Below are 21953 nucleotides of genomic sequence, written 5' to 3'. Positions count from 1 at the left end.
AGTTAAAACCGCTGTTTGTGTGATTGAGGATTAGTTATTGGGAAAGTCTGCTTCGTCAAACTCGGGTTCCGGATCGCTTTGAAGGACTTTTCCGTTTAATTTCAACTCGCTGTTTTGCAGAGTCAGATGGGTTTTGACATTATCGTCTTCTAAGGTCAGATATTTCTCGCTTGCCATGCTTTTGATGGTACTGTCCACCATCAGGCGCAAGGTTTCGTTAATATCGTCGATGCTGGCGCGGCCTGCGGCTTCATCTTCGGCATTGACGCTAAACAGGCTGCTTGCTTGGTTGACGGCGAGCTGCTCCAACAATTTTTGCGGTACGCTCATATTGAAGTCGGCTTCGGTTTTCTTCAGCATATCGCCCAAATTGTTGAGGTCTTTGGCTGCCAAACCTTTAAACGCAAGTTTGCCACTGACATCGACATCGCCATGAGGCATGGTGAATTTGAAGGTTTTAACGTTTAAAACCGGATTGTTGGTAAATAGGCCTGAAGCCTCGTTTTTGGCCGTCTGAATCAAGGAAGCCTGAATCTCTTCTTCGCTCATTTTCTTCACGGACACTTCGGCAATTTTGTTTTTCAATGCCAGAAGTGATGCGGCATCCAAATGCTCGGCAGCAACATTGATGTCCAGAGGGCCGTATTTGTCTTCGCCATAGGTCAGGCTTTCAAATTGGAAGCGGCCTTCGCTGTTGATGAATTTATCGACTTCGCCGGTCTGGGTATCGAAACGCAGTTTGTTGACTTCGATTTTAGACGGAGCAATCGTGCCGGTCGGATTGATGAATGCACCGATTTGCAGGTTGGTTACAAGGTTGACCAGTTCGTTCAACTTAACGTTGTAATCGATGTTTTCTTTCCATTGCAGCAGGAATTTATCCAGCGTAATGCTGCTCTTGCCCAAAGAAAGCTTGGTCAGGCCGTCTTCCGTTTCGGATTGGAAGCGTAGGTTTTCCAAAGACACATCGCCTTTGTCGGCCAATTTGACTTGTAGAGACGGTGCAAGGTAATCGTGGCGATAGCTTTTGAAGCCTTGGCTGTAATCGGTATTGCCGCTAAAGCCTTTCCAGTTGAGCTTGATACCGGAAAGCTCTTCATAGTCGAAGGCGGGGATATTGAGGCTAAGTTTGCCGTCGCCGGAAAGGTAAACCGTATTGGTCATGGTCAACGGCGTTTGCTGGCCGAAGAAGCGATCCAAAACTTTTTTGGTTTCCGGATGGTATTGGAACTCGGTTTCCACATGGGCACGCGTGCCGAAACCGCCGGCAAACGGGCCGTGTGTCACGTGGTTGATGACCGTAATCGGCTCTTGCAGGACGGTTTTCAAATTGTCCGGCAGGTATTTTTGCGTATTTTGAAGCAGGGTCGGTTTGAGGCGGATGACGGTCGTCTCGGTTGAACTGAACCAACCGCGATCGTATTGGTGGGACTCAACAGTCAGAAAACCGGATTCCTGCAACAGCTTTTGTTGCTCGGTCAGGCTTTCTTCCGCTTTGACACCAAGATAATAAGGCGTGCCGAGCGCAGCGGCGACAACGACGGCGGCAGTCGGGATAAGATACTTTTTCATCACTTCAAACAGATTAGGTTCAAAGCGTAAAGCATAGCATTTTTTAGCTGTTTTGTCTTATCCGCCGTTTCAGACGGCCTTTAGGTAAAGATTGTGATATTATGCAAACATAAACGATTTTTACACTTTTGGCAGGACTTACCCTGTCTGCCAAGATGTCATTAAAGGTTTGCAAATGCTTTTATTCATTGATAATTACGACAGCTTCACCTACAACATCGTCCAATACTTTGCCGAATTGGGGCAGGAAGTTTTGGTACGTTGCAACGATGAAATCACCATCGAAGAAATCGAAGCCCTGAAACCGCAATATCTGGTCATCGGCCCGGGCCCTTGTTCCCCTAAGGAAGCAGGCATTTCTGTTGCAGCCATGCAGCACTTTGCCGGCAGGCTGCCCGTCATGGGCGTGTGCCTCGGCCATCAAACCATGGGCGAAGCGTTCGGTGGCAATATCGTGCGCGCGCAAACGATGATGCACGGCAAAGTCTCCCCTGTTTTCCATCACGGCACAGGCATGTTTAAAGACCTGCCCAATCCGGTCAACTGCACGCGCTACCACAGCCTGGCCATCGACCGCGCCACCCTGCCCGACTGCCTCGAAATTACCGCATGGACGGAAGACGGCGAAATCATGGGCGTACGCCACAAAGAATATGCCGTCGAAGGCGTACAGTTCCACCCCGAAGCCCTGCTGACCGAACACGGCCACGATATGCTGAAAAACTTCCTGGAAGAATTCAAAGACTATCGTCCGCAAAAATCTTAATGAAAGGCCGTCTGAAATGTGTTTGACAGTGTTCAAACCGCATTTTCAGACGGCCTGAATCACATCACACGAACAAAGGAAAAATCATGATTACCCCTCAACAAGCGATTGAACGCCTCATCAGCAACAACGAACTTTTCTACGATGAAATGACCGACCTCATGCGCCAAATCATGAGCGGCCAAGTTCCGCCCGAGCAAATCGCCGCCATTCTGACCGGCCTGCGGATTAAAGTTGAAACCGTTTCCGAGATTACCGCCGCAGCCAGCGTGATGCGCGAATTTGCCACTAAAGTGCCGCTGGAAAACGCCGATGACTTGGTCGATATTGTCGGCACAGGCGGCGACGGTGCCAAAACTTTCAATATTTCCACGACTTCCATGTTTGTCGCGGCTGCGGCAGGCGCGAAAGTCGCCAAACACGGCGGCCGCTCCGTTTCTTCATCCAGCGGCGCTGCCGATGTCATGGAACAAATGGGCGCCAACCTCAACCTCAACCCCGAACAGGTTGCCCAAAGCATTCAGCAAACCGGCATCGGCTTTATGTTCGCGCCCAACCACCACAGCGCCATGCGCTATGTTGCCCCTGTCCGCCGCTCGCTCGGCTTCCGCAGCATCTTCAATATCTTGGGTCCGCTGACCAACCCTGCCGGTGCGGCAAACCAACTGTTGGGCGTATTCCACATCGACTTGTGCGGCATTCTTTCCCGCGTATTGCAACAGCTTGGTTCCAAACATGTTTTGGTTGTGTGCGGCGAAGGCGGTTTGGATGAAATCACGCTGACCGGCAAAACCCGCGTTGCCGAACTGAAAGACGGCAAAATCACCGAATACGACATCAGCCCAGCCGATTTCGGCATGGAAATCCGCCGCAATTTGGACGAAATCAAAGTCGAAAACGCGCAAGAATCCCTGCAAAAAATGAACGAAGTGTTGGATGGCAAAGCCGGTGCCGCACGCGATATCGTCGTCCTTAACGCTGCTGCCGCGCTCTATGCAGGAAATGTGATTGCTTCGCTGGCGGATGGTGTCAAAGCCGCTCAAGAAGCCATCGACTCCGGCAAAGCCAAAGCCAAAAAAGACGAATTTATCGAATTTGGCAAACAGTTTGCCTAAGCTTTAAAACCATAAACAAAGGCCGTCTGAAAATCTTTCAGACGGCCTTTTATTCTTTAAATATTAAAATTTGCTTTTAATATCATTAATTAAGCTTTCAGCTTTTTCTTTGGCTTCATCAACCAAATGCTCGGCTTCTTCTTTGCCTTTTTGCAAAACATCGCTGCCTTTTTCTTCAATGTCGCCGACCACTTCTTTTACTTTGCCAACGCCTTGTTGAATCAAGCCCTCAGCTTCAAGTTTAGCATTGCCGGATACATCTCCAACCACTTCTTTTACTTTACCGCTGATTTTATCTAATTCGCCGCTCATGGCCATACTCCTAGATTAAATGTTGATAAGAATTAGTGCTGCATTACCTTATATTGGGAACTTTGCTTTAGCTTTAAAGGCCGTCTGAAAGCCAAAACATGACAAAACGAGTTAAGTCAGGTTAGTCCATCTGTTTCAATATCGCTTCGGCTACTGCCTTGCCTATCATCTTACTGCCGAACTCATTGAAATGAAGCCCATCGCACAGCATCACATCAGTCAAGTCCTGCCCGAACATCAAACTGTATAAATCATTAACGGCAAAACCATATTGCCTTGCTAAATCCTCCGCCACACGGTTATAGGCCTTCAAGTCGGCCAGATAACGGCGCGAGGGTTTGACGATATTGTGTACGCTTTCCAAAAACGGCGTACTGCTCGCCCAAATAATTTTTGCCCCTATCTGTTTCAGATAATCGAAAATTCGGGTCAGGTTGTTGCGGTAGGTTTCTATATCGGCCACCGGCTCATTACAGCCTTGATTGTGACGGATGTCGTGCAAACCGCAGTTGATGTGGATAATGTCTCCCACAGTCGCGCCCTCTGTCCATTGCCCGATATGCTCTAGCACATCATGCGACGAACGGCAGTTTTCCGATGGAGAAACAATATCCGCCTCAGGCAAAGCGGCGCGTGTGTAAGGCTCCGATGCAAGCCGAACGGAATCGCCGATTAAGTAAACGGTCATTTTTGTTCTCCTCCCTTTATTTGAACCAACAGCAAGGCCGTCTGAAATATTACTTATATTATTATAAGAGTGCTATTTCAGACGGCCTTAACTTCAGTCAAATTCTATCGTTAAATCATAAATTAATGCTGACTGTTTTTATAAAAATCAATTAATTGCTTGGCCTGCAACATGGGTAGGCCAAAATGGTCGCTCACGACTTTCAAATCCTTCCAGTCCTGACCGGTCAGATTTTGCCCAACCCATTTGAGGTTTTCCGGATTGCTTTTGATTTTCTCAAAATACGCCTGCTTGTGTTTCCAGTTGCGCGACCACACCAGCAACATGGTAAAAATACATAAAACAATCAATACAATATTGGTCAACAACATCATGTCCATACGACATACTCCCGCTTGGGTCTCAAAATCAGAAAATATGGATTGAAGGCCGTCTGAAAAAACAGTCTTCAGACGGCCTCCGCGTGACGCTCAACGTTGCATTTCCATCATTAACGCCTGACAAGCGGCTTCGTTTTCCAAAGCACAAGATTCGCTCAGTTGGTTTAACCGACTGTCGCGGTCTGATGTATTGCCTTGCGCCATCTCTGCTTTAGTTTCTTCAAGATTGGTACAAGCATTTTCATAACCGCCTTTACAGGCCCGTTCGTAGAGCTTGACCGCGGCGGCATAATCCATGCCCAAACCGCTGGACGGATTGAGATACAGATTACCCAAAACATTGCAGCCGCGCATATTACCGCCATCGCAGGCTTTTTTCAGAAACGGATAAGCATTAGCAGGCGCTTCAAGATAGTCGCGCGTCCAAATGGCCGCAGTGACGCAACTTTCCAGATTGTTCCGATTGCATTCTTGTATCAGCTTATCGTGCTGCTTCTCGCTGTAATCCTCAGCCTGCACGCTAAATGCAGTGGCAACCAATGCCAAGCCAAACAATAAACGAAGTGTTTTCATCTGATTATTCCTTCAAAAATACTTGATGACAGGCCGTCTGAAAAAACAGTCTTCAGACGGCCTTTATATTATCACTCAATATTCACCCGTTTCAGGCGCAAGGCATTGCTCAACACGGAAACCGAGCTTGCCGCCATTGCCGCGCCTGCGATGACGGGATTTAAAAAGCCGAGTGCGGCGAGTGGAATGCCCAAGATATTGTAGAAGAAGGCGAAAAACAGGTTTTGCTTGATGTTTTTCAAAGTGGCTTGCGACACCAGCAGAGCATCGGCGAGTTGATTGACCGAATGCTGCATCAGCGTGGCGGAGGCGGTGTGTTCGGCAACGTCCGCGCCGCCTTTCATGGCGAAGCTGACGTTGGCGGCAGCGAGCGCGGGCGCGTCGTTGATGCCGTCGCCGACCATTGCCACGGTTTTGCCGGCGGCTTTGAGTTTCTGCACTTCGGCGGCTTTGTCGCGCGGACTCATGTTGCCGAAGGCGTGTGCAATGCCCAGTTGTTTGGCGACATATTCGACCGTGCCTTGGTTGTCGCCGCTCATGATGTAAACGTCGATGCCGTGTTTTTTCAGACGGCCTATGGCTTCGGCGGTATCGGCTTTCAACGCATCGGCGAGTGCGAATGCGCCGATGGGTTTGCCGTTGGCGGAAACGGCGACGATGCTTGCGATGCGCCAGACGTCGTCTGAAAACTCGGGCAGGGTCAATTCGGCAAATTCGGCTTTGCCCGCTTTCACCAAGCCCACGCCTTCGACTTCGGCGGTAATGCCTGCGCCGACAACGGTTTGCGCATTTTGTGCGGCGGGAATGTCTAAACCGCGCGCTTGGGCAGCGGAGACGATGGCGCGGGCGAGCGGGTGGGCGGCGTTTTGTTCGACGGTGGCGGCGATGCGGTACAAAGCGTCTTCGTCAAAGCTGCTGTCGGGAACGCAATAAACGGCGGCAACCTGCGGCCTGCCTTCGGTCAGCGTGCCGGTTTTGTCCAACACGACGGCATCGACGTGGGCTGCTTCTTCCATCGCCGCCGCGTCTTTAAACCAAATGCCGTGTTTCACCGCCTTGCCCATGCCGACCATAATCGCGGCGGGTGTTGCTAAACCAAGTGCGCACGGGCAGGCAATCACCAAAACGGCAACGGCGTGCATCAGCGCAACCGTCCAATCGCCTTTAATCAGCCAAGTAGCAATAAAGGTCAAAAGTGCAATGCCCACGACGGCAGGCACGAACACCGCCGCCGCCTTGTCTGCCACACGCGCAATCGGCGCCTTGCTGCCCTGCGCTTCAGATAGCGCGTTCATCATGTCGCCGAGCAGGGTTTGGCTGCCGAGCTGCGTGGCGCGGTACACCACGCTGCCTTCGGTCATCAGCGCGCCCGCCAACACTTTGCTGCCCGCCTTTTTCTCTTCGGGATTGGATTCGCCAGTGAGGTGGCTCTCGTCCGCCCAGCCGCTGCCGCTTTCGATAATGCCGTCGGCAGCGATGCGTTCGCCGTGGTTGGCGCGGATAAGGTCGCCGATTTGTACTTGGTCGATGGGCAGTTGTTTCCATTCGCCATCACGTTGCACGTTGACTTGGGTCGGCGTAAGTTTCAGCAGCAAGCCCAAGCTGTTCAGGCTGGATTTTTTGGTGCGGTGTTCCAAAAATTTGCCCAGCGACACAAAACCAATCACCATCACGCCCGCTTCAAAATACACATGCGCCATGCCGTGTGCCGCGTGCGGGCTGAAAAACAGCATATAGACGGAATACAGGTAAATCGAGACCGTACCGATGGTAACGAGCACGTCCATATTCGCCAGCCCGCCTTTAATACTCGCCCACGCGCTTTTGTAAAACGGCACTGCCAGCCAAAGCTGCACCACGCTTGCCAGCGCGAATTGCCACAACGGCGGAATCATCCAATCGTGTCTGCCAATCATCATCCCCGCCATGCCGATAAGGAACGGAATATTGATCGCCAGCAAAAGCCAAAGCCGCCAGCTTACATTCGCGGTTTCTTCGGGCTGCGGCAGCGCGTCTTCCGTCTTTTCCTTCGCGCCATAGCCGGTTTTCTCGATGATTTTGGCGATGTCGGCGGCGGAGGTTTGGCTGTCGTCAAACACCACCTGCGCCTCCTCGCTGGCGAAGTTCACCCCTGCCGATTCGACAAAATCTTTTTTGTTCAACACTTTTTCAATGCGCGAAGCACAGGCCTGACAGGTCATGCCTTCGATTTGGAAACGGACTTTTTGTTGCATGGTAAAGCCTCCTATTGATTGTTTGGCGCGTGTTTTTTGCGTTTATATATTATCAAACGAAAACGACATAATGGCAAAAAGTAAGTTATCAAGAGACAAAGGCCGTCTGAAACGTTTCAGACGGCCAAAGATTCTTACATATCTCTCACTTGGGGTCCAATTAATAAATATATTATGGCAACAATGGTAATCCCAATTCTTTCAAAAATGCATTATGTTTTTCCGTAGCCTCTTTAATTTTTAAATCCAAATCCATCAAAATACTATGATTAGCGACCAAATCGATTTCTTCCTAAATAGGAGTATTGCTGACATAGCGGGCAATATTCAGATTGTAGCCGTTATCTTCAATTTCCTGCATAGATACACGGCGTGAGTAGCCTTGTTCTTCTTTGCGGTATTGGTAGCAGTCCACGATTTTATTGATATGTTCGCCTGTCAGGCGGTTTTGGCGTTTGTCTTTTTCAAAATAATCGGCGGCGTTGATAAACAAAACATCGTCTTCTTTTTTACATTTTTTCAACACCAAAATGCAGACTGGAATACCTGTTGAATAAAACAAATTGGCAGGCAGTCCGATAACAGCATCAATATTGCCATCTTTGAGCAGTTTTGTGCGGATTTTTTCTTCCGCGCCTCCACGGAACAACACACCGTGCGGCAGAATGATAGCCATCGTACCGCTATCGCTTAAAAAATGAAAACCGTGCAGCAAAAAGGCGAAATCTGCTGCCGATTTAGGGGCAAGCCCATAGTTTTTGAAGCGGAAATCGTTTGCCAAATCCTCTTTCGGCTCCCAGCGGTAGCTGAACGGCGGATTGGCAACAACGGCATCGAATTCCAGCTTCTTCGCAGGATTCATTTCATTGAGAATATCCCAATCGTTGAGCAGAGAATCGCCGTGATGAATGGTAAATTCTGTATCCTTTACACCGTGCAGCAGCATATTCATTCGCGCCAGGTTGTAGGTGGTAATGTTCTTTTCCTGTCCGTAGATTTTGCCGATATGCCCGTCTGCTTCCGCCATCTGATGACGCACATTCAACAATAAAGAACCTGAACCGCAGGCAAAGTCCAGCACATTGTCCAGCTTTTTCTTTTTGCCGCTGGCTGGGTTTTGGCTGTCGAGCGTAACAATCCGCGATAAAATCGTAGAAACCTGTTGAGGGGTATAAAACTCTCCGGCCTTCTTGCCAGAGCCGGATGCGAACTGGGCAATCAGATATTCATAAGCATCACCCAAAGCATCGCTATTGGTAGAAAACTCATTGATGCCTTCAGCGATTTTCTTGATGACCTCGCTTAATCGCTTATTTCGTTCTTCGTAATTTTTGCCAAGCTTTTCCGAATTTAAATTAATTTCGGAAAATAAGCCGCTAAACGTACTTTCAAAAGACTCGTTTTCAATATATTTAAAGCCATCTTGCAAAGTATTTAATAATTTACTGCTTTGAATTCGTGCAAGCTCAGCAATACTGCCCCAAAGAAACTCGGGCTTAATCACATAATGTACTTTACGGCGCATCTGTTTTTCAAAATCAGCGACGAAGTCAGCATTTTGTTCATACCACACGGCAAGCGGTGTGCGCTTGTCTTCATCGCCCAATTGCGGATAATCTCGGCCCAATTCCTTTTGTGCAGCAAGCTCGTAATTGTCGGACAGATAACGTAAAAATAGAAACGACAGCATATAGTCGCGGAAATCGTCGGCATTCATCGCCCCGCGCAGTTGGTCGGCGATTGCCCATAGCGTTTTGCCGAGTTGGTTTAATTGTTCTTGGGTCATGGTTGACTCTCTTTAAATGAATTGGGCGATAAATCTTGGTGGAACGGATATGTGTCCAATAATTTTCTCAAAACCATTACAAAGTTTTCTTTATTTTCAGGCAGCATCTCTTTTGGCTCAAAAACAGAATAACTGCCATGATTGAGAACAGGGATAAGACGTTCATAAAATTCAGCATCTTCTAGTTCTATACATTTTTTAAAGCCTGCCAACCCATGAAAATTTGCTGTTTTCTCCATAATATTTCGTAGAATATTGAAGTGATAAGGATATAGCGGTTCATTATTATCCAACGTATCTTTCAGCACTTTCAGCATAGCTACATGATACAAACTGGCAGTATCCCCTTCTAATTTAATGAAATAGTATTTATCAGAAGTATTTTTAGAGAGTAAATATCTGGGCGCTTTGTTTAATTCGTTGCATAATACATTAAAAAATAAACCATGATGAGTAGATATAATAAATTTAATATCTTTTTTAGGATCATAATTTATTTTTTTATAATCTTTTAGTATTGTTGCCAAATTATGAGCAACAGAAACGGCATAATTATCATCTAATGAAGAAATCGGGTCATCAATATAGACATATTTCACCCATTCATAAGGCGAACCGTCCTCTTTATCCAAGCTAAGTTGCAGAATTTCAAGAAAAAAACACCATATAAAAATATGCTCTTCTCCTCTGGATACTTTAATATTTTCATCCGGGTTGTCTGGCCGGAAAAAAGAAACCTCCCATCTTTCAATTTCTTCTTTATCAGCCTCTTTTCTATGATTCTCTTTGGTTATCCGAAAATCAAAATCTACATATTTCTGCACAAAAGGACGGATCCGGGTTTCCATTTCCAATTTCTCGATACCATCGAAAAAGTGAGAATAGTCATTCAATACCAATACTCGGTCAGTATCATTGTCCAAATCATTGTCCCAAAAGAACAAATCTTCAGTAAAGGCATTAAAATACAACGTATCACGGCTATTGTCTTGTTTCCCCGAATCTTTAAATGCCATTGATAAACGTGTTTTCCCTGTGCCATTATGAGCAAAAATCAAGTGGCATTTGCTGTTTTGTTTTCTTAGTCGTCCTGCCAAGTCATTTAAATCAACTAGGTCTTTGAACGGATCTTCGTTTTGCTGTTTGTTTTTGTTTGCCATTGCGTTTTATTGGTTCTCAATTGGTTGAACCGACCATTTTCGTAATGCCGCGAAAATAGTCGCTGTTTCCTTATTGTATTTTAGGGAATAACTGCTGCATCAATCCCTTCTTATGGTCTTTCAGACGGCCTATCTGTTCGTTTTCTTCGTTGATCAGCTTGTCTAGTGATGATAGGCAATCGGCTATGGCTTCTTGTTCTTTGGGAGAAGGAAGACAAATGCTTATATTTTCAAAAAAGTCTTGAACTGAAACATTTAGCAAACCATGATTTCTTGCTCCTTCCTGAGCTATTTGGCTGATTTCATTGTTTTGTAATCCAGTTTCAAAATAGTGTTCGAAAAATGAACCATATTCTGAGTAAAGTTCTTGAAGTCTAAAGCAAATATAAAGCGTAGAAACAACACCTTTATCGTATAATTTTAGTGGTTTAACCGCTCCCCAAGGATAGCCATTGGAATAACTTTTGTTATATGCAAAATCGCCTTTATGCAATAAGTAATATCCTGTAATATTTTTTGCAGAAACAGATTTATTAAAAAAGTCCAGTTGACTAATTAATCCGTATTGTGCAGAAATAGTTAATACGTTTTGATTATTCTCTTTATTTTTTAAAGTTATTCTTTTGAATACATTACCTAATTTGACAACCCTCCAACCTTCACAATCTTTAAATTGTGGGAATCTAAGTTTCGGATAAACTATTGCTTGCTTGCTTGCTTGCTTGCTTGCTTGCTTGCAGATCATTGTGGCTTGGGAATAACTGCTGCATCAAGCCTTTTTTATGCTGTTTTAAGGCGGCGAGTTTTTGTTCTTGTAATTCAATTAATTCGTCGATGGAAGATAGGCAATCGGCGATTTTTTGCTGTTCTTTTGGATCAGGGATGGCAAAGCTTAAATTAAAAAAAGTATCTGCGCTAATATTTAGTAGCCCATCACTTCTTGCACCACTGGTAATATATTTTTGTAATTGAATACCATGAGCATTGTTATCAAAATATCCTTGATAAAATCCATGGACTTGATCTGATTTCAGTCTGAAACATAAAAAAACATTCGGAGCAGCTACTTTTTCCCATTTATCTAAATAATATATAGCTCCTTGAGGATATTTTTTTGAGTTTCCTTTGTTATAGACAAAATCTCCTTTATTTAGAATTAGATAATTTTTGTATTGTTTTCCTGAAATATTTTTCCCGAATTTTTCTTCTTGAGAAACAATACCTACACCAGCAGTGATACTTATAGGCATTAATTTCTTATCGCCTACTTTATCTAATATTCTGGTTGATACATCTTTCAATTTAAATGTATCCCACCCCAACGTCGTCTGAAACTCCGGAAACCGCAGTTTTGGAATAACATGTTCTTGTTTATCGTCTTGTTTGTCCATGTTTGTTGTATTCATTGTCTGTGCTCTTTAGTCTTTGCTTAGAAAATATTCAAATAACGGGTCATGACATACATCCTTCCACGTTTATTGCCTGTGATTTCCTGCAAAATGCCTAACTTTTCAAATTCTTTTAACAGTGAATTGGCAGTTGATGACGATACGTCCAAGTTGTTTTCTACGTTTTGTGCGGTCTGTATCGGTTGTGTATAAAGCAGTTTCAACAGGCTGTTTGCGGTTTCTGCCCGCTTGCCCAAACTCATAACAACGGCGTGCATTTCTTGTTGCAACGCTAGAATTTGACGGAAAACCTGACAGCCTTTTTTTGCCGTTTCTTCTACACCATTTAAAAAGAATAAAATCCAATGTTTCAAATCATTCCGCAGGCGTACTGCCATAAGCGCATCGTAATAGCTGGATCGATTGCGCTCAAAAAAATCTGATATATAGAAAGATGGTTTTTCCAATACGCCATGGCCAATTAAATACAAGGGGATCAGTAGACGCCCAACGCGTCCATTGCCATCTAAAAATGGATGAATGGTTTCAAATTGGTAGTGGCTGATGGCGATACGGATAAGATGTGGCACAAATATGTCTTCATTGTGCCAAAACAGCTCCAAATCACTCATTAATTCAGGTACGTTTTCATAATGCGGGGGGATAAATGCGGCGTCCATTAAACTTGAACCGCCAATCCAGTTTTGGCTGCTGCGAAATTCACCGGGCAGTTTTTCTTTGCCCCTTGCTCCGCTGATTAAAGTATGGTGTGTTTGTTTAAGCAGGCGGTTGGACAGTGGTAGTGTTTTTAGCCCGTCAACCGCTTGGTTCATGGCTTTGATGTAATGTTGTACTTCACGCCAATCATCGCGTTTTTCAGGTTGGATTTGATCTTCGGGCATTAATGCTTCGTCAAGCTGAGTTTGCGTGCCTTCAATTTTGCTGGATGTTTGTGCTTCTTTGGCGATATGCATTTGAATAAATAAGTCAATATCAGGCACAATCAGCGAAAAAGCATTCAGTTCGCCCAAGGCTTTGGTTGCCCGCTCCAGCATAAAGTTGATTTTGGGATCTTCCCACGACCACGGCTTGTTGATGAGCGTCGGCTCAAAACTGTTGTATTGGTAGCGTTTTTCCCATTTGCCTGCTTTGAAGGTTTCGATTTTTTGTATTGCTGACATAAATTTACCTTGATTTTGTGTTTTCCTTAAAATAACACACTTCCTTATTTCGAGAAAGGCCGTTTTCTCGAAATAACAGTGCTTATTATTTTGAGAAAACGGCCTTTCTCGAAATAAGCGTTGCCGTTATTTTGAGAAATCGCACTTTTTACTCATACGCTTTCAATCCCGAGATCTCTTTGCCCTTTGCCAATTTTTTCAGCAAAGGCATGAGATCTTCCATCAAGGCGAGTTCTTTAATACGACGTTCTTTCCAGTTTAAATCCAGCGGCTCAAGAAGGTCGGTCAGTTTTTCACCGTCGAAAATCATTCTATCCATAATTTCGTTGACGAATGCGGACAGGGTTGCGCTCGAAATGCCGTGTTTGCCGGAAAGCGCAGTCAGTTTTTGGTCTGTTTTTTCTTGGCAGAATGCCTGATAGCCTGCTTTAACATCTTGTTCGCTTAGGGCTCTGCCTGCTTTCAGGCTGTCGATATAGGCGATAATGTCGTCTTTTTCGTCCATCAGGTCGCTACTGGAGGCAATCAGTTCGACCAATTGCTTTCGGCTCATCTGCTGTTTCTTCGGCTTGAATGTGTTTTCAGCAATCAAGCGCATAATGTAGTCGTAATCAATAATAGCGGATGAAAAGAGGATGAATTCAAAATCCAGTTGTTCGATTTCTTGAGGTAAAACAGTGTCTTTCTTACCAGTTTTTTCTTTATAGCGTTGCGCCATATCCAGATATACGCCTTTGAAAGCACGCTGGGTATCGGTGGGTAGAATGGCTTCTATTTCTTGCTTTTGTTCTTCGCTTAAATCGGTGTATTGCCCAAGCTGGGTTTTGTAACGTTGTACTTCTTTAAATAGGTTAAGAAAGCCTGCGCGGGCGTTGTCGCCTTTAAGGTTATAAACCTCGGATGGTTCGCATGCTACGCCTTGCGATGACATGAAGTCTTCAAGTTGAGTCATGGCGTTTTGCAGTTTGGTCATGACGATTTCTGCGGGATCGACTATCCAGATTTCTTTGGCGCGCTCTGCATCCTGCCCTGAAAAGCGTTTGATGGCTTCATCTACCTGCTCCTCTTGTCCGCGAAAATCGAGGATATTGCCGTAGGGCTTGCTTGCGTTCAAAACGCGGTTAGTGCGGGAAAAGGCTTGGATTAAGCCGTGGTACTTGAGATTTTTATCGACATAGAGCGTGTTCAAATATTTGCTGTCGAATCCGGTCAACAGCATATCGACGACGATGGTGATATCGATTTTGTTTTTGTGCGCATAGTCTTTGTCGGGATATTGGTGGTCTTTGATGCGTTTTTGAATATCCTGATAGTACACATCGAATTCACCGATGCTGTGGTTGGTACGGTATTGGTGGTTGTAGTCTTCGATAATAGCTTTTAAGGCTGCTTTTTTGCCTTCTGGGTCAGTTTGATTATCGAATTTTTCCTGTTGTAAATCTTCCTGCATTTGAACGATGTCGGATTGGTTTTTGTGGTCATCTTTCTGCATTGCCTGTGCAGGCGGCGAGAAAACGCAGGCGATGTTCAACGGCTCAAATTCGGGATTGTCTGCTTGCAGCTTAGCTTGGACAGACTTGAATAATTCGTAATATTCGATAGCATCGTTAATGGACGCGGTAGCAAAAATAGCGTTGAAGCGGCGCTCGCCGCCCGTTGCTGCATCGTGTTTGCTTAAAATGGAATCGACAATTGCCTGTTTGGTGGCAGGATGGGTAGCGGAAACGGGTTTATCACCTTCGGCTTTGTAATAATCGATATGGAATTTCAAGACGTTGCCGTCGTCAATAGCATTTGTGATGGTGTAGGAGTGCAACTGCTGTTCAAAGATGTCTAAGGTCGTCTGAAGTGTAGCATCCGTGCCATCAATACGTTTGTAACTGGCATTTTCTTCAAAAATCGGTGTGCCAGTAAAGCCAAACATCTGAGCTTTCGGGAAGAAGTTTTTAATCGCCCGATGGTTGTCGCCGAATTGGCTTCTATGACATTCGTCAAAGATAAACACCATTCGTTTGTCTTTGAGTGTGCTTAATTGGTTGTGGTATTTGCTGTTTTCTTTAAGCGCCAAGCCGAGTTTCTGAATAGTAGTTACGATGACCTTGTCGGCGTAATCGTCGGACAGCAGGCGGTTTACCAAAGTTTGGGTATTGGTGTTTTCTTCAACGCAGCCTTCTTGGAAACGGTTGAATTCCTCATGGGTTTGGCGGTCGAGGTCTTTTCTATCTACTACAAACAGGCATTTGTCGATGTCGGAATTATCTTTAAGCAGGGTTGAGGCTTTGAAGGAGGTCAGTGTTTTGCCGGAACCGGTGGTGTGCCAGATATAGCCGTTGCCGCGACTTTGATGAATGCAATCCACAATCGCTTTGACAGCATAAATTTGGTAAGGACGCATCATTAACAGTTTTTGCTCACTGGCAACCAACACCATATAACGACTGATTATTCTGCCCAAAGTGCATTTTTCTAAAAATTTATCGGCAAAGTCGTAGAGATGGTTGATTTTGTTGTTGGCTTCGTCGGCAAAATGGTAAACAGGCAGAAAGCGCTCGTCTGCAGCGAAGCTAAAGTGTTTGTTTGAGTTATTAGCAAAATAATAGGTACTGCTTTCGTTACTGACAATAAAAAGCTGCATAAAGCATAAAAGACTGTTACCGTAACCGTTTCCCGTATCGTTTTTGTAGTCGATAATCTGCTCAATGGCTTTTATCGGCGGAATTTGCAGGGTTTTTAGCTCGATTTGTACTAACGGAAGCCCGTTAATTAACAAAATTACGTCATAACGGTGATGGCTGTTTTCAGTATTGATACGCAGTTGGCTGATGACTTCGTAGTCATTCTTACACCAGTCTTTGATATTAACTAGAGTATAGTGGAGCGGAGTCTCATCTTCGCGAATGAAAGTATTGGTCTCGCGTAGGAGCTTCGAAGCAGAAAACACATCAGGCTTGATGATTTCCAGTTTTAAGCGTTCAAATTCGCTATCAGTTAAACGGACGCGGTTCAATTGCTCGAATTTTTGACGGAAATTTTTTTCGAGCGATTCTCGGTCATGAATATCGGGACGGTGGGTATATTTTAAATCAATAAGTTTTTGAATAAATTTTTGTTCTATTGTTCTTTCAGTTAGAGTCATAATAATTTCTATTTATAGTTAAAAATACTTATATTTAATAAGTTTTTACCGTACGCAGTAGTCAACAAAAGCACCCATTCTATGCTTTAAAAGCCTATTCTTTTAAATCTTACAGGACGATATCATAGCCGCCGTCTTCTACGGCATCAATCAGCGCGTCGGCATCTGTCTTGCTCTCATCGAAAGTAATCACTGCATTTTTGTTTTCCAAGCTGACTTCTGCTTTTTCCACGCCTTCTACGCCTTCCAAAAGACGGGTTACGCTTTTCACGCAGCCGCCGCAGGTCATGCCGTCGATGTTGAGGGTAACAGTTTGCATTTGTATTTCCTTTCATTCAAACAAATATGGTTGCCAAACACTTTACTCCTTACACAAACAGCTTGCAAATTCTTCATTAAAGGCCGTCTGAAAAATGTAGATAGGCGTACAATAACGCCCTTTGCTTCATCAAACGGACATAATAATGACTTCAACATTCAAACAATGGATTAGCGTATGCGCTCTGGCGGTGGGGGCGTTTATTTTCAATACCACCGAATACATTCCGATTGCGCTTTTGAGCGACATCGGTCAGAGCTTTGACAAACCGGCAACGGAAGTGGGCATGATGATTACGGTGTATGCGTGGATTGTTGCGCTCCTATCGCTGCCGCTGATGCTGATGACGAAAAACATCGAACGGCGCAAATTATTGCTGATGCTGTTTGTACTGTTTGCGCTGTTTCACGCGCTGTCGTTCTTTTCTTGGAACTTCAATATCCTCTTGGTCAGCCGTATCGGGATTGCGCTGACACACGCGGTCTTTTGGTCGATTACGGCTTCTTTGGCGGTACGGCTTGCGCCCACGGGCAAAACCAATCAGGCGTTGGGCTTGCTCAGTACGGGTACGGTTTTGGCCATGGTTTTGGGTATTCCGCTGGGGCGCGTGGTCGGGCAATACTTCGGCTGGCAGCTCAGCTTCCTGCTGATCGGGCTCTGCGCTGCCGGCGTAATGCTGGTGTTGGCCAAAAACCTGCCTGCTTTACCTAGCCAAAATACCGGCTCTTTAAGCAGCCTGCCGAGTTTGTTCAAACGCCGCAACCTGATGCTGCTTTATGCCATGACGGTGTTGATTATTACGGCACATTTCACGGCATACAGCTATATCGAGCCTTTTGTGTTGCAAGTTGGCGGATTTAAGGCAGAACAAGTTACCATCGTTTTGAGCCTGTACGGTTTGGCAGGCTTCGCCGCTTCTTATCTGTTTGGCAAATGTTTTGCCAAATCGCAACGCCTGTTTATGCTTGGCGCGGTGGCGGTCATCCTGCTCTCCGCCCTGCTGCTTCTGCCGTTTGCCTCTTTCCCTTATGCGGTGTACGCGCTGGTGTTTATTTGGGGCGTGGCCATCGTTATCGTCAGCTTGGGCATGGTGTCGAAAGTCTTGGCATTTGCCTCGGATGCAACAGATGTGGCCAACTCGATTTATTCAGGTTTGTACAATGTCGGCATCGGCGGCGGTGCGCTTTTGGGGCATTATGTAACCGTTTGGTTCGGCCTTTCCAATATCGGCATTGCCGGAGCCTTGCTGGCAGCGGCAGGTCTGGCCGTTTGCGGCTTGTTGTTTAAGGAACAAGACAATCTGACGCAAAACGTTTAAATCCATATAAATCAGGATGGTATTACTGACTCGGCTGTAATTTTGGCAGTTTTACCGATTTGTCCTGATTCTTATTGACTCACGATGGGTCTTCATTCCGCCGGATAAGCAGTTTTCTTGCTGCTTATCCGGTTTTCATTTCATTTTTAAAAAATAATTTACAATTTGTTTACACTACATTAAATTACAAATATACTGTTACCGATTAGGCCGTCTGAACATACGGCTGAAAAGAAAAACCAATCATGTTTCAGAGGAATACATCATGGACTTAAACGCCAAGGATAAGACTCAGCATCCTGAGAACGTCGAGCTTCTCAGTGCGCAAAAGCCGATTACCGACTTTAAAGGATTGCTGACGACCATTATCTCTGCTGTTGTCTGCTTCGGCATTTATTACATTCTTCCCTACAGTACCGATGCCAACAAAGGTATCGCGTTGTTGCTTTTCGTTGCGGCACTTTGGTTTACCGAAGCCGTACACATTACCGTTACCGCGCTGATGATCCCTATCCTTGCCGTTGTACTCGGCTTCCCGGATATGGACATCAAAAAAGCAATGGCCGGTTTCTCCGACCCGACGATTTATATCTTCTTCGGCGGCTTCGCGCTTGCAACCGCCCTGCACATGCAGCGTCTCGACCGTAAAATCGCCGTCAGCCTGTTGCGCCTGTCCCGCGGCAATATGAAAGTTGCCGTATTGATGCTGTTTGCCGTTACCGCCTTCCTGTCTATGTGGATCAGTAACACTGCGACTGCCGCGATGATGCTGCCTTTGGCAATGGGTATGATGAGCCACCTCGACCAAGAAAAAGAACGCAAAACCTACGTTTTCGTCCTGCTCGGTATCGCCTACTGCGCCAGTATCGGCGGTTTGGGTACCGTGGTCGGTTCTCCGCCGAACATGATTGCCGCCAAAGCGCTGAACTTGGACTTCATCGGCTGGATGAAGCTCGGCCTGCCGATGATGCTGTTGATTCTGCCGCTGATGCTGTTCTCCATGTACGTCATCCTCAAACCTAATTTGAACGAGCGCGTGGAAGTCAAAGCCGAATCTATCCCTTGGACTTTGCACCGCGTTATCGCGCTGTTGATTTTCTTGGCCGCAGCCATCGCTTGGGTATTCAGCTCCAAAATCAAAGCCGCATTCGGTATTTCCAACCCTGATACCGTTATCGCCCTGATTGCCGCCGTTGCCGTCGTCGTATTCGGCGTGGCGCAATGGAAAGAAGTTGCCCGCAATACCGACTGGGGTGTATTGATGCTCTTCGGTGGCGGTATCAGCTTGAGCGCGTTGCTGCAGTCTTCCGGCGCATCTGAAGCTCTGGGTCAGCAAGTTGCTTCCACGTTCTCTCATTCTCCTGCATTGCTGGTGATTTTTGTGGTTGCCACCTTCATCATCTTCCTGACCGAGTTCACCAGTAACACCGCTTCCGCCGCCCTGCTTGTGCCTATTTTCGCCAGCATCGCCGCGCAAATGGGCCTGCCTGAACAAGTCTTGGTATTCGTGATCGGTGTCGGCGCATCTTGTGCCTTCATGCTGCCGGTTGCCACACCGCCTAACGCGATTGTGTTCGGTACAGGCTTGATTAAACAACGCGAAATGATGAATGTCGGCTTATTGCTGAACATCCTCTGCGTGGTATTGGTTGCTCTGTGGGCTTATGCTGTACTGATGTAAACCATCGACTAAGTAACAAGGCCGTCTGAAAGAATATTTTTCAGACGGCCTTGAAGTTTCTCGTTCAGACACAATTTAACGAATGATTCAAAACCGGATTCTAACGAAAGGAAACCCATGATTATCCTGCACACCAACAAAGGCGACATCACAATCGAACTCGATTTCGACAAAGCCCCCGTTACTGCTAAAAACTTCGAGCAATACGTTAAAGACGGCTTCTACGACGGCGTAATCTTCCACCGCGTCATCAAAGGCTTCATGATTCAAGGCGGCGGCATGGATGAAAACATGAACGAAAAAGAAACCCGCGATCCGATTCAAAACGAAGCATCCAACGGCCTGCCCAACGAAAAATACACCATCGCCATGGCGCGTACTTCCGACCCGCATTCCGCCAGCGCGCAATTCTTCATCAACACCGCCGACAACGCCTTCCTGAACTTCCGTTCTAAAGAGCTGTACGGCAAAACCGTCGTCCAAGACTGGGGCTATGCCGTATTCGGTAAAGTCGTTGACGGTTTTGACGTTGTCGATGCCATCGAAGGCGTTTCTACCAAACGTCACGGCTACCACGACGACGTACCGAGCGAGCCTGTCATCATCACTAAAGCCGAAGTGGTTTAATTGATTTGATTTCCCATAAAAACAGCCTGTCCGAATTAAAACCGGACAGGCTGTTTTTCAATAATGATGCATACCGTCACACATCATAAGTACCGACCACGCATGTCGAATCCAACACATGGCCCTGCATGGCAAAATGCAGCTCATTAAAGCGGAAACCGCGCGGCAAATCCAAAACAGTATCCAGCGCGTACACAATCAGTTCATAACGATGTCGGTTGTTCGGTGGCGCCATACCGCCGTAAAAAGAAGCCTCTTCGATTTCAAATTTACCCAACGCGCTCGCCCAAGTGTTCGCGCCCTGAGTGAAATCTGTTGCAGAAATACTCTCATTTTCTGCCACGGAAGTGCGTTTCAAATCCGAAATCAACCAATGTGTCCATACGAAGCCCGATGCCGAAATGGCATCTTTGTCTTCCAATACCACGGCAAACGATTTTGTTCCTTCTGGCGCATCTTCGATTTCAAAAGGAATCGAATAAGAAGGCATACCGCTCGGGCTGAACTGGCTGCCACGCTTGCCGTATTTGTCTTCAAATTCACCGTTGACAATAGCTTTACTGCTGACTTTCATCTTATATCTCCCAATAGTAGGTTGGTTCATTCTAACAAACACCAAGGCCGTCTGAAAGATACTGCCGTTTTCACTTTCCCGATGCCGCATTTTCAGACGGCCTCAAGCAATATTCACAATTCGATCAAACACATTTGATATTCCATAATATAATCCGCCACATGAAAACTACACAGGATACACATTATGGATTGGAAAGGTCGTGAACAAAGCCAAAACGTCGAAGATCGCCGCGGAAGCCGTGGCGGCGGCGGTGGCGGCAAAACGCCGGGCATACTCGGCATTATCGTGGTTTTGGTCGGTGCATATTACGGCGTGGATTTAAGCGGTTTGGTTGGTGGCTCATCTTCGATGGGCATTCCTACCCAGCAAGCTACCCGACTCGACAGCCAACAAGAAGCCGAATTGAACGAACTGTCCCGTGTCGTCCTTGCCGATACGGAAAAAGCATGGGGCAAATACTTTCAACAACACGGTCAGAGCTATAGACCGACGACCATGGTGTTGTATGAAGGCGGTACATCCACCGCCTGCGGTACGGGCCAATCTGCCATGGGTCCATTTTACTGCCCGGGCGACCAAAAAGTTTATTTGGATTTGAGTTTCTACGAAGACATGCGCACCAAGCTCGAATCCGCCAGCGATGCCGCGTTTGCCTACGTTATTGCCCATGAAGTCGGCCATCACGTTCAAAACCTGCTCGGCATTCTGCCTAAAGTCCACAAAATGCAACAGCAAGTCGGCAAAAAAGAGGCCAATGCCCTTTCCGTCAAACTCGAATTGCAGGCCGACTGTTTCGCCGGTATTTGGGGACACTACGCCGTCAACAACAATATCTTCAAAGCCGAAGACATTCAAAAAGCCATGCTGGCCGCCGAATCCGTCGGCGACGACCGCTTGCAGAAACAGGCTCAGGGCTATGTCGTTCCCGACAGCTTTACCCATGGCTCGTCCGAAGAACGCATGACTTGGCTCAAGCGCGGTTTGGAAAGCGGCGACATCAACCAGTGCAACACTTTCAACAATTAATTCGTCCAAGTAACACTGTTCTTTGATGTAACGACAAAAGGCCGTCTGAATGCTTCAGACGGCCTTTTAGCCGTGTTAAAATAAGCCCCATTATTTCCCCTTAAATTTAAAGGA

Annotated in this window: 20 protein-coding genes; 6 read left to right on the top strand and 14 right to left on the bottom strand. The window is 46.2% G+C overall.

Annotation, left to right across the window (positions count from 1 at the left end; all coding sequences use genetic code 11):
* Window positions 1-30: 30 nt before the first annotated feature.
* Window positions 31-1572 (bottom strand): YdgA family protein, encoded by a 1542-nt coding sequence (locus HMPREF2872_RS08320; protein WP_070632869.1) that lies wholly within the window; start codon window positions 1570-1572, stop codon window positions 31-33.
* Window positions 1573-1747: 175 nt separating this feature from the next.
* On the opposite strand from HMPREF2872_RS08320, the gene HMPREF2872_RS08315 reads away from it, so the two are divergent.
* Together HMPREF2872_RS08315 and trpD are read left to right on the top strand one after the other, a co-directional pair.
* Window positions 1748-2338 (top strand): aminodeoxychorismate/anthranilate synthase component II, encoded by a 591-nt coding sequence (locus HMPREF2872_RS08315; RefSeq protein ID WP_070632867.1) that lies wholly within the window; start codon window positions 1748-1750, stop codon window positions 2336-2338.
* 86 nt (window positions 2339-2424) lie between these two features.
* Window positions 2425-3453, top strand: a complete 1029-nt coding sequence (gene trpD, locus HMPREF2872_RS08310; RefSeq protein ID WP_070632864.1) for an anthranilate phosphoribosyltransferase — start codon at window positions 2425-2427, stop codon at window positions 3451-3453.
* A 63-nt stretch (window positions 3454-3516) separates the two neighbouring features.
* Here the strand turns inward: trpD and HMPREF2872_RS08305 are convergent, their stop codons facing one another.
* The 12 genes from HMPREF2872_RS08305 to HMPREF2872_RS08250 all read right to left on the bottom strand — a co-directional run bounded on the left by HMPREF2872_RS08305 (window position 3517) and on the right by HMPREF2872_RS08250 (window position 16610).
* Window positions 3517-3765: a CsbD family protein gene (locus HMPREF2872_RS08305; RefSeq protein WP_070632863.1), complete on the bottom strand. Its 249-nt coding sequence runs from the start codon at window positions 3763-3765 to the stop codon at window positions 3517-3519.
* A 121-nt stretch (window positions 3766-3886) separates the two neighbouring features.
* Entirely contained in the window at window positions 3887-4453 is a 567-nt protein-coding gene (locus HMPREF2872_RS08300) for an SGNH/GDSL hydrolase family protein (RefSeq protein WP_070632861.1), read from the bottom strand.
* A 122-nt stretch (window positions 4454-4575) separates the two neighbouring features.
* Complete coding sequence (locus HMPREF2872_RS08295) at window positions 4576-4833, bottom strand: hypothetical protein (protein ID WP_070632859.1); 258 nt, start codon at window positions 4831-4833, stop codon at window positions 4576-4578.
* Between the two features lie 90 nt (window positions 4834-4923).
* Window positions 4924-5406, bottom strand: coding sequence for an SEL1-like repeat protein (locus HMPREF2872_RS08290; protein WP_070632856.1), 483 nt, complete (start codon window positions 5404-5406; stop codon window positions 4924-4926).
* A 71-nt stretch (window positions 5407-5477) separates the two neighbouring features.
* Window positions 5478-7640 carry a heavy metal translocating P-type ATPase gene (locus HMPREF2872_RS08285; protein WP_070632855.1) on the bottom strand — a complete coding sequence of 721 codons (2163 nt, stop codon included), beginning with the start codon at window positions 7638-7640 and terminating at the stop codon, window positions 5478-5480.
* 292 nt (window positions 7641-7932) lie between these two features.
* Window positions 7933-9426 (bottom strand): type I restriction-modification system subunit M, encoded by a 1494-nt coding sequence (locus HMPREF2872_RS08280; protein ID WP_210398851.1) that lies wholly within the window; start codon window positions 9424-9426, stop codon window positions 7933-7935.
* Window positions 9423-10586, bottom strand: coding sequence for an AAA family ATPase (locus tag HMPREF2872_RS08275; protein WP_070632853.1), 1164 nt, complete (start codon window positions 10584-10586; stop codon window positions 9423-9425). The genes HMPREF2872_RS08280 and HMPREF2872_RS08275 overlap by 4 nt, the downstream gene beginning before the upstream one ends.
* A 70-nt stretch (window positions 10587-10656) precedes the next feature.
* Window positions 10657-11331, bottom strand: a complete 675-nt coding sequence (locus HMPREF2872_RS08270; protein WP_070632851.1) for a restriction endonuclease subunit S — start codon at window positions 11329-11331, stop codon at window positions 10657-10659.
* A complete protein-coding gene (locus HMPREF2872_RS08265; RefSeq protein WP_141752861.1) occupies window positions 11270-11977 on the bottom strand; it encodes a restriction endonuclease subunit S in 708 nt (235 codons plus the stop codon). The genes HMPREF2872_RS08270 and HMPREF2872_RS08265 overlap by 62 nt, the downstream gene beginning before the upstream one ends.
* Before the next feature lie 38 nt (window positions 11978-12015).
* Window positions 12016-13155: a Fic family protein gene (locus HMPREF2872_RS08260; RefSeq protein ID WP_070632847.1), complete on the bottom strand. Its 1140-nt coding sequence runs from the start codon at window positions 13153-13155 to the stop codon at window positions 12016-12018.
* A 148-nt stretch (window positions 13156-13303) separates the two neighbouring features.
* Window positions 13304-16291 (bottom strand): type I restriction endonuclease subunit R, encoded by a 2988-nt coding sequence (locus tag HMPREF2872_RS08255; protein ID WP_070632844.1) that lies wholly within the window; start codon window positions 16289-16291, stop codon window positions 13304-13306.
* Between the two features lie 109 nt (window positions 16292-16400).
* Window positions 16401-16610 (bottom strand): heavy-metal-associated domain-containing protein, encoded by a 210-nt coding sequence (locus tag HMPREF2872_RS08250; RefSeq protein ID WP_070632842.1) that lies wholly within the window; start codon window positions 16608-16610, stop codon window positions 16401-16403.
* Between the two features lie 145 nt (window positions 16611-16755).
* Between HMPREF2872_RS08250 and HMPREF2872_RS08245 the strand changes: the two genes are divergently transcribed.
* From HMPREF2872_RS08245 to HMPREF2872_RS08235, 3 genes are all read left to right on the top strand, one after another.
* Window positions 16756-17928: a sugar transporter gene (locus HMPREF2872_RS08245; RefSeq protein ID WP_070632840.1), complete on the top strand. Its 1173-nt coding sequence runs from the start codon at window positions 16756-16758 to the stop codon at window positions 17926-17928.
* A gap of 265 nt (window positions 17929-18193) precedes the next feature.
* Window positions 18194-19609 (top strand): SLC13 family permease, encoded by a 1416-nt coding sequence (locus HMPREF2872_RS08240; protein ID WP_070632838.1) that lies wholly within the window; start codon window positions 18194-18196, stop codon window positions 19607-19609.
* 117 nt (window positions 19610-19726) lie between these two features.
* Window positions 19727-20236, top strand: a complete 510-nt coding sequence (locus tag HMPREF2872_RS08235; protein WP_070632836.1) for a peptidylprolyl isomerase — start codon at window positions 19727-19729, stop codon at window positions 20234-20236.
* A 76-nt stretch (window positions 20237-20312) separates the two neighbouring features.
* Here the strand turns inward: HMPREF2872_RS08235 and HMPREF2872_RS08230 are convergent, their stop codons facing one another.
* The gene (locus tag HMPREF2872_RS08230) at window positions 20313-20810 is read right to left on the bottom strand and encodes a YbhB/YbcL family Raf kinase inhibitor-like protein (protein WP_063075477.1); all 498 of its coding nucleotides are present in this window, start codon (window positions 20808-20810) and stop codon (window positions 20313-20315) included.
* Window positions 20811-20996: 186 nt separating this feature from the next.
* On the opposite strand from HMPREF2872_RS08230, the gene HMPREF2872_RS08225 reads away from it, so the two are divergent.
* Entirely contained in the window at window positions 20997-21839 is an 843-nt protein-coding gene (locus tag HMPREF2872_RS08225; protein ID WP_070632834.1) for a KPN_02809 family neutral zinc metallopeptidase, read from the top strand.
* Window positions 21840-21953 lie beyond the last annotated feature (114 nt).

The organism is Neisseria sp. HMSC069H12, from assembly GCF_001812735.1.
GTDB classification, from domain to species: Bacteria; Pseudomonadota; Gammaproteobacteria; order Burkholderiales; family Neisseriaceae; genus Neisseria; species Neisseria subflava.
The sequence above is the reverse complement of the archived record's forward strand: the minus strand, read 5'-3'. Positions and strand labels throughout refer to the sequence as shown.

Excerpts from the sequence above, each read along its gene's own strand:
- HMPREF2872_RS08280 (WP_210398851.1), bottom strand. The coding sequence starts at position 9,426 with ATGACCCAAGAACAATTAAACCAACTCGGCAAAACGCTATGGGCAATC.
- HMPREF2872_RS08275 (WP_070632853.1), bottom strand. The coding sequence starts at position 10,586 with ATGGCAAACAAAAACAAACAGCAAAACGAAGATCCGTTCAAAGACCTA.
- HMPREF2872_RS08300 (WP_070632861.1), bottom strand. The coding sequence starts at position 4,453 with ATGACCGTTTACTTAATCGGCGATTCCGTTCGGCTTGCATCGGAGCCT.
- HMPREF2872_RS08265 (WP_141752861.1), bottom strand. The coding sequence starts at position 11,977 with ATGGACAAACAAGACGATAAACAAGAACATGTTATTCCAAAACTGCGG.
- HMPREF2872_RS08225 (WP_070632834.1), top strand. The coding sequence starts at position 20,997 with ATGGATTGGAAAGGTCGTGAACAAAGCCAAAACGTCGAAGATCGCCGC.
- HMPREF2872_RS08240 (WP_070632838.1), top strand. The coding sequence starts at position 18,194 with ATGGACTTAAACGCCAAGGATAAGACTCAGCATCCTGAGAACGTCGAG.
- HMPREF2872_RS08315 (WP_070632867.1), top strand. The coding sequence starts at position 1,748 with ATGCTTTTATTCATTGATAATTACGACAGCTTCACCTACAACATCGTC.
- HMPREF2872_RS08250 (WP_070632842.1), bottom strand. The coding sequence starts at position 16,610 with ATGCAAACTGTTACCCTCAACATCGACGGCATGACCTGCGGCGGCTGC.
- HMPREF2872_RS08270 (WP_070632851.1), bottom strand. The coding sequence starts at position 11,331 with ATGATCTGCAAGCAAGCAAGCAAGCAAGCAAGCAAGCAAGCAATAGTT.
- HMPREF2872_RS08245 (WP_070632840.1), top strand. The coding sequence starts at position 16,756 with ATGACTTCAACATTCAAACAATGGATTAGCGTATGCGCTCTGGCGGTG.
- HMPREF2872_RS08260 (WP_070632847.1), bottom strand. The coding sequence starts at position 13,155 with ATGTCAGCAATACAAAAAATCGAAACCTTCAAAGCAGGCAAATGGGAA.
- HMPREF2872_RS08255 (WP_070632844.1), bottom strand. The coding sequence starts at position 16,291 with ATGACTCTAACTGAAAGAACAATAGAACAAAAATTTATTCAAAAACTT.
- HMPREF2872_RS08230 (WP_063075477.1), bottom strand. The coding sequence starts at position 20,810 with ATGAAAGTCAGCAGTAAAGCTATTGTCAACGGTGAATTTGAAGACAAA.
- HMPREF2872_RS08290 (WP_070632856.1), bottom strand. The coding sequence starts at position 5,406 with ATGAAAACACTTCGTTTATTGTTTGGCTTGGCATTGGTTGCCACTGCA.
- HMPREF2872_RS08305 (WP_070632863.1), bottom strand. The coding sequence starts at position 3,765 with ATGAGCGGCGAATTAGATAAAATCAGCGGTAAAGTAAAAGAAGTGGTT.
- trpD (WP_070632864.1), top strand. The coding sequence starts at position 2,425 with ATGATTACCCCTCAACAAGCGATTGAACGCCTCATCAGCAACAACGAA.
- HMPREF2872_RS08235 (WP_070632836.1), top strand. The coding sequence starts at position 19,727 with ATGATTATCCTGCACACCAACAAAGGCGACATCACAATCGAACTCGAT.
- HMPREF2872_RS08285 (WP_070632855.1), bottom strand. The coding sequence starts at position 7,640 with ATGCAACAAAAAGTCCGTTTCCAAATCGAAGGCATGACCTGTCAGGCC.
- HMPREF2872_RS08295 (WP_070632859.1), bottom strand. The coding sequence starts at position 4,833 with ATGGACATGATGTTGTTGACCAATATTGTATTGATTGTTTTATGTATT.
- HMPREF2872_RS08320 (WP_070632869.1), bottom strand. The coding sequence starts at position 1,572 with ATGAAAAAGTATCTTATCCCGACTGCCGCCGTCGTTGTCGCCGCTGCG.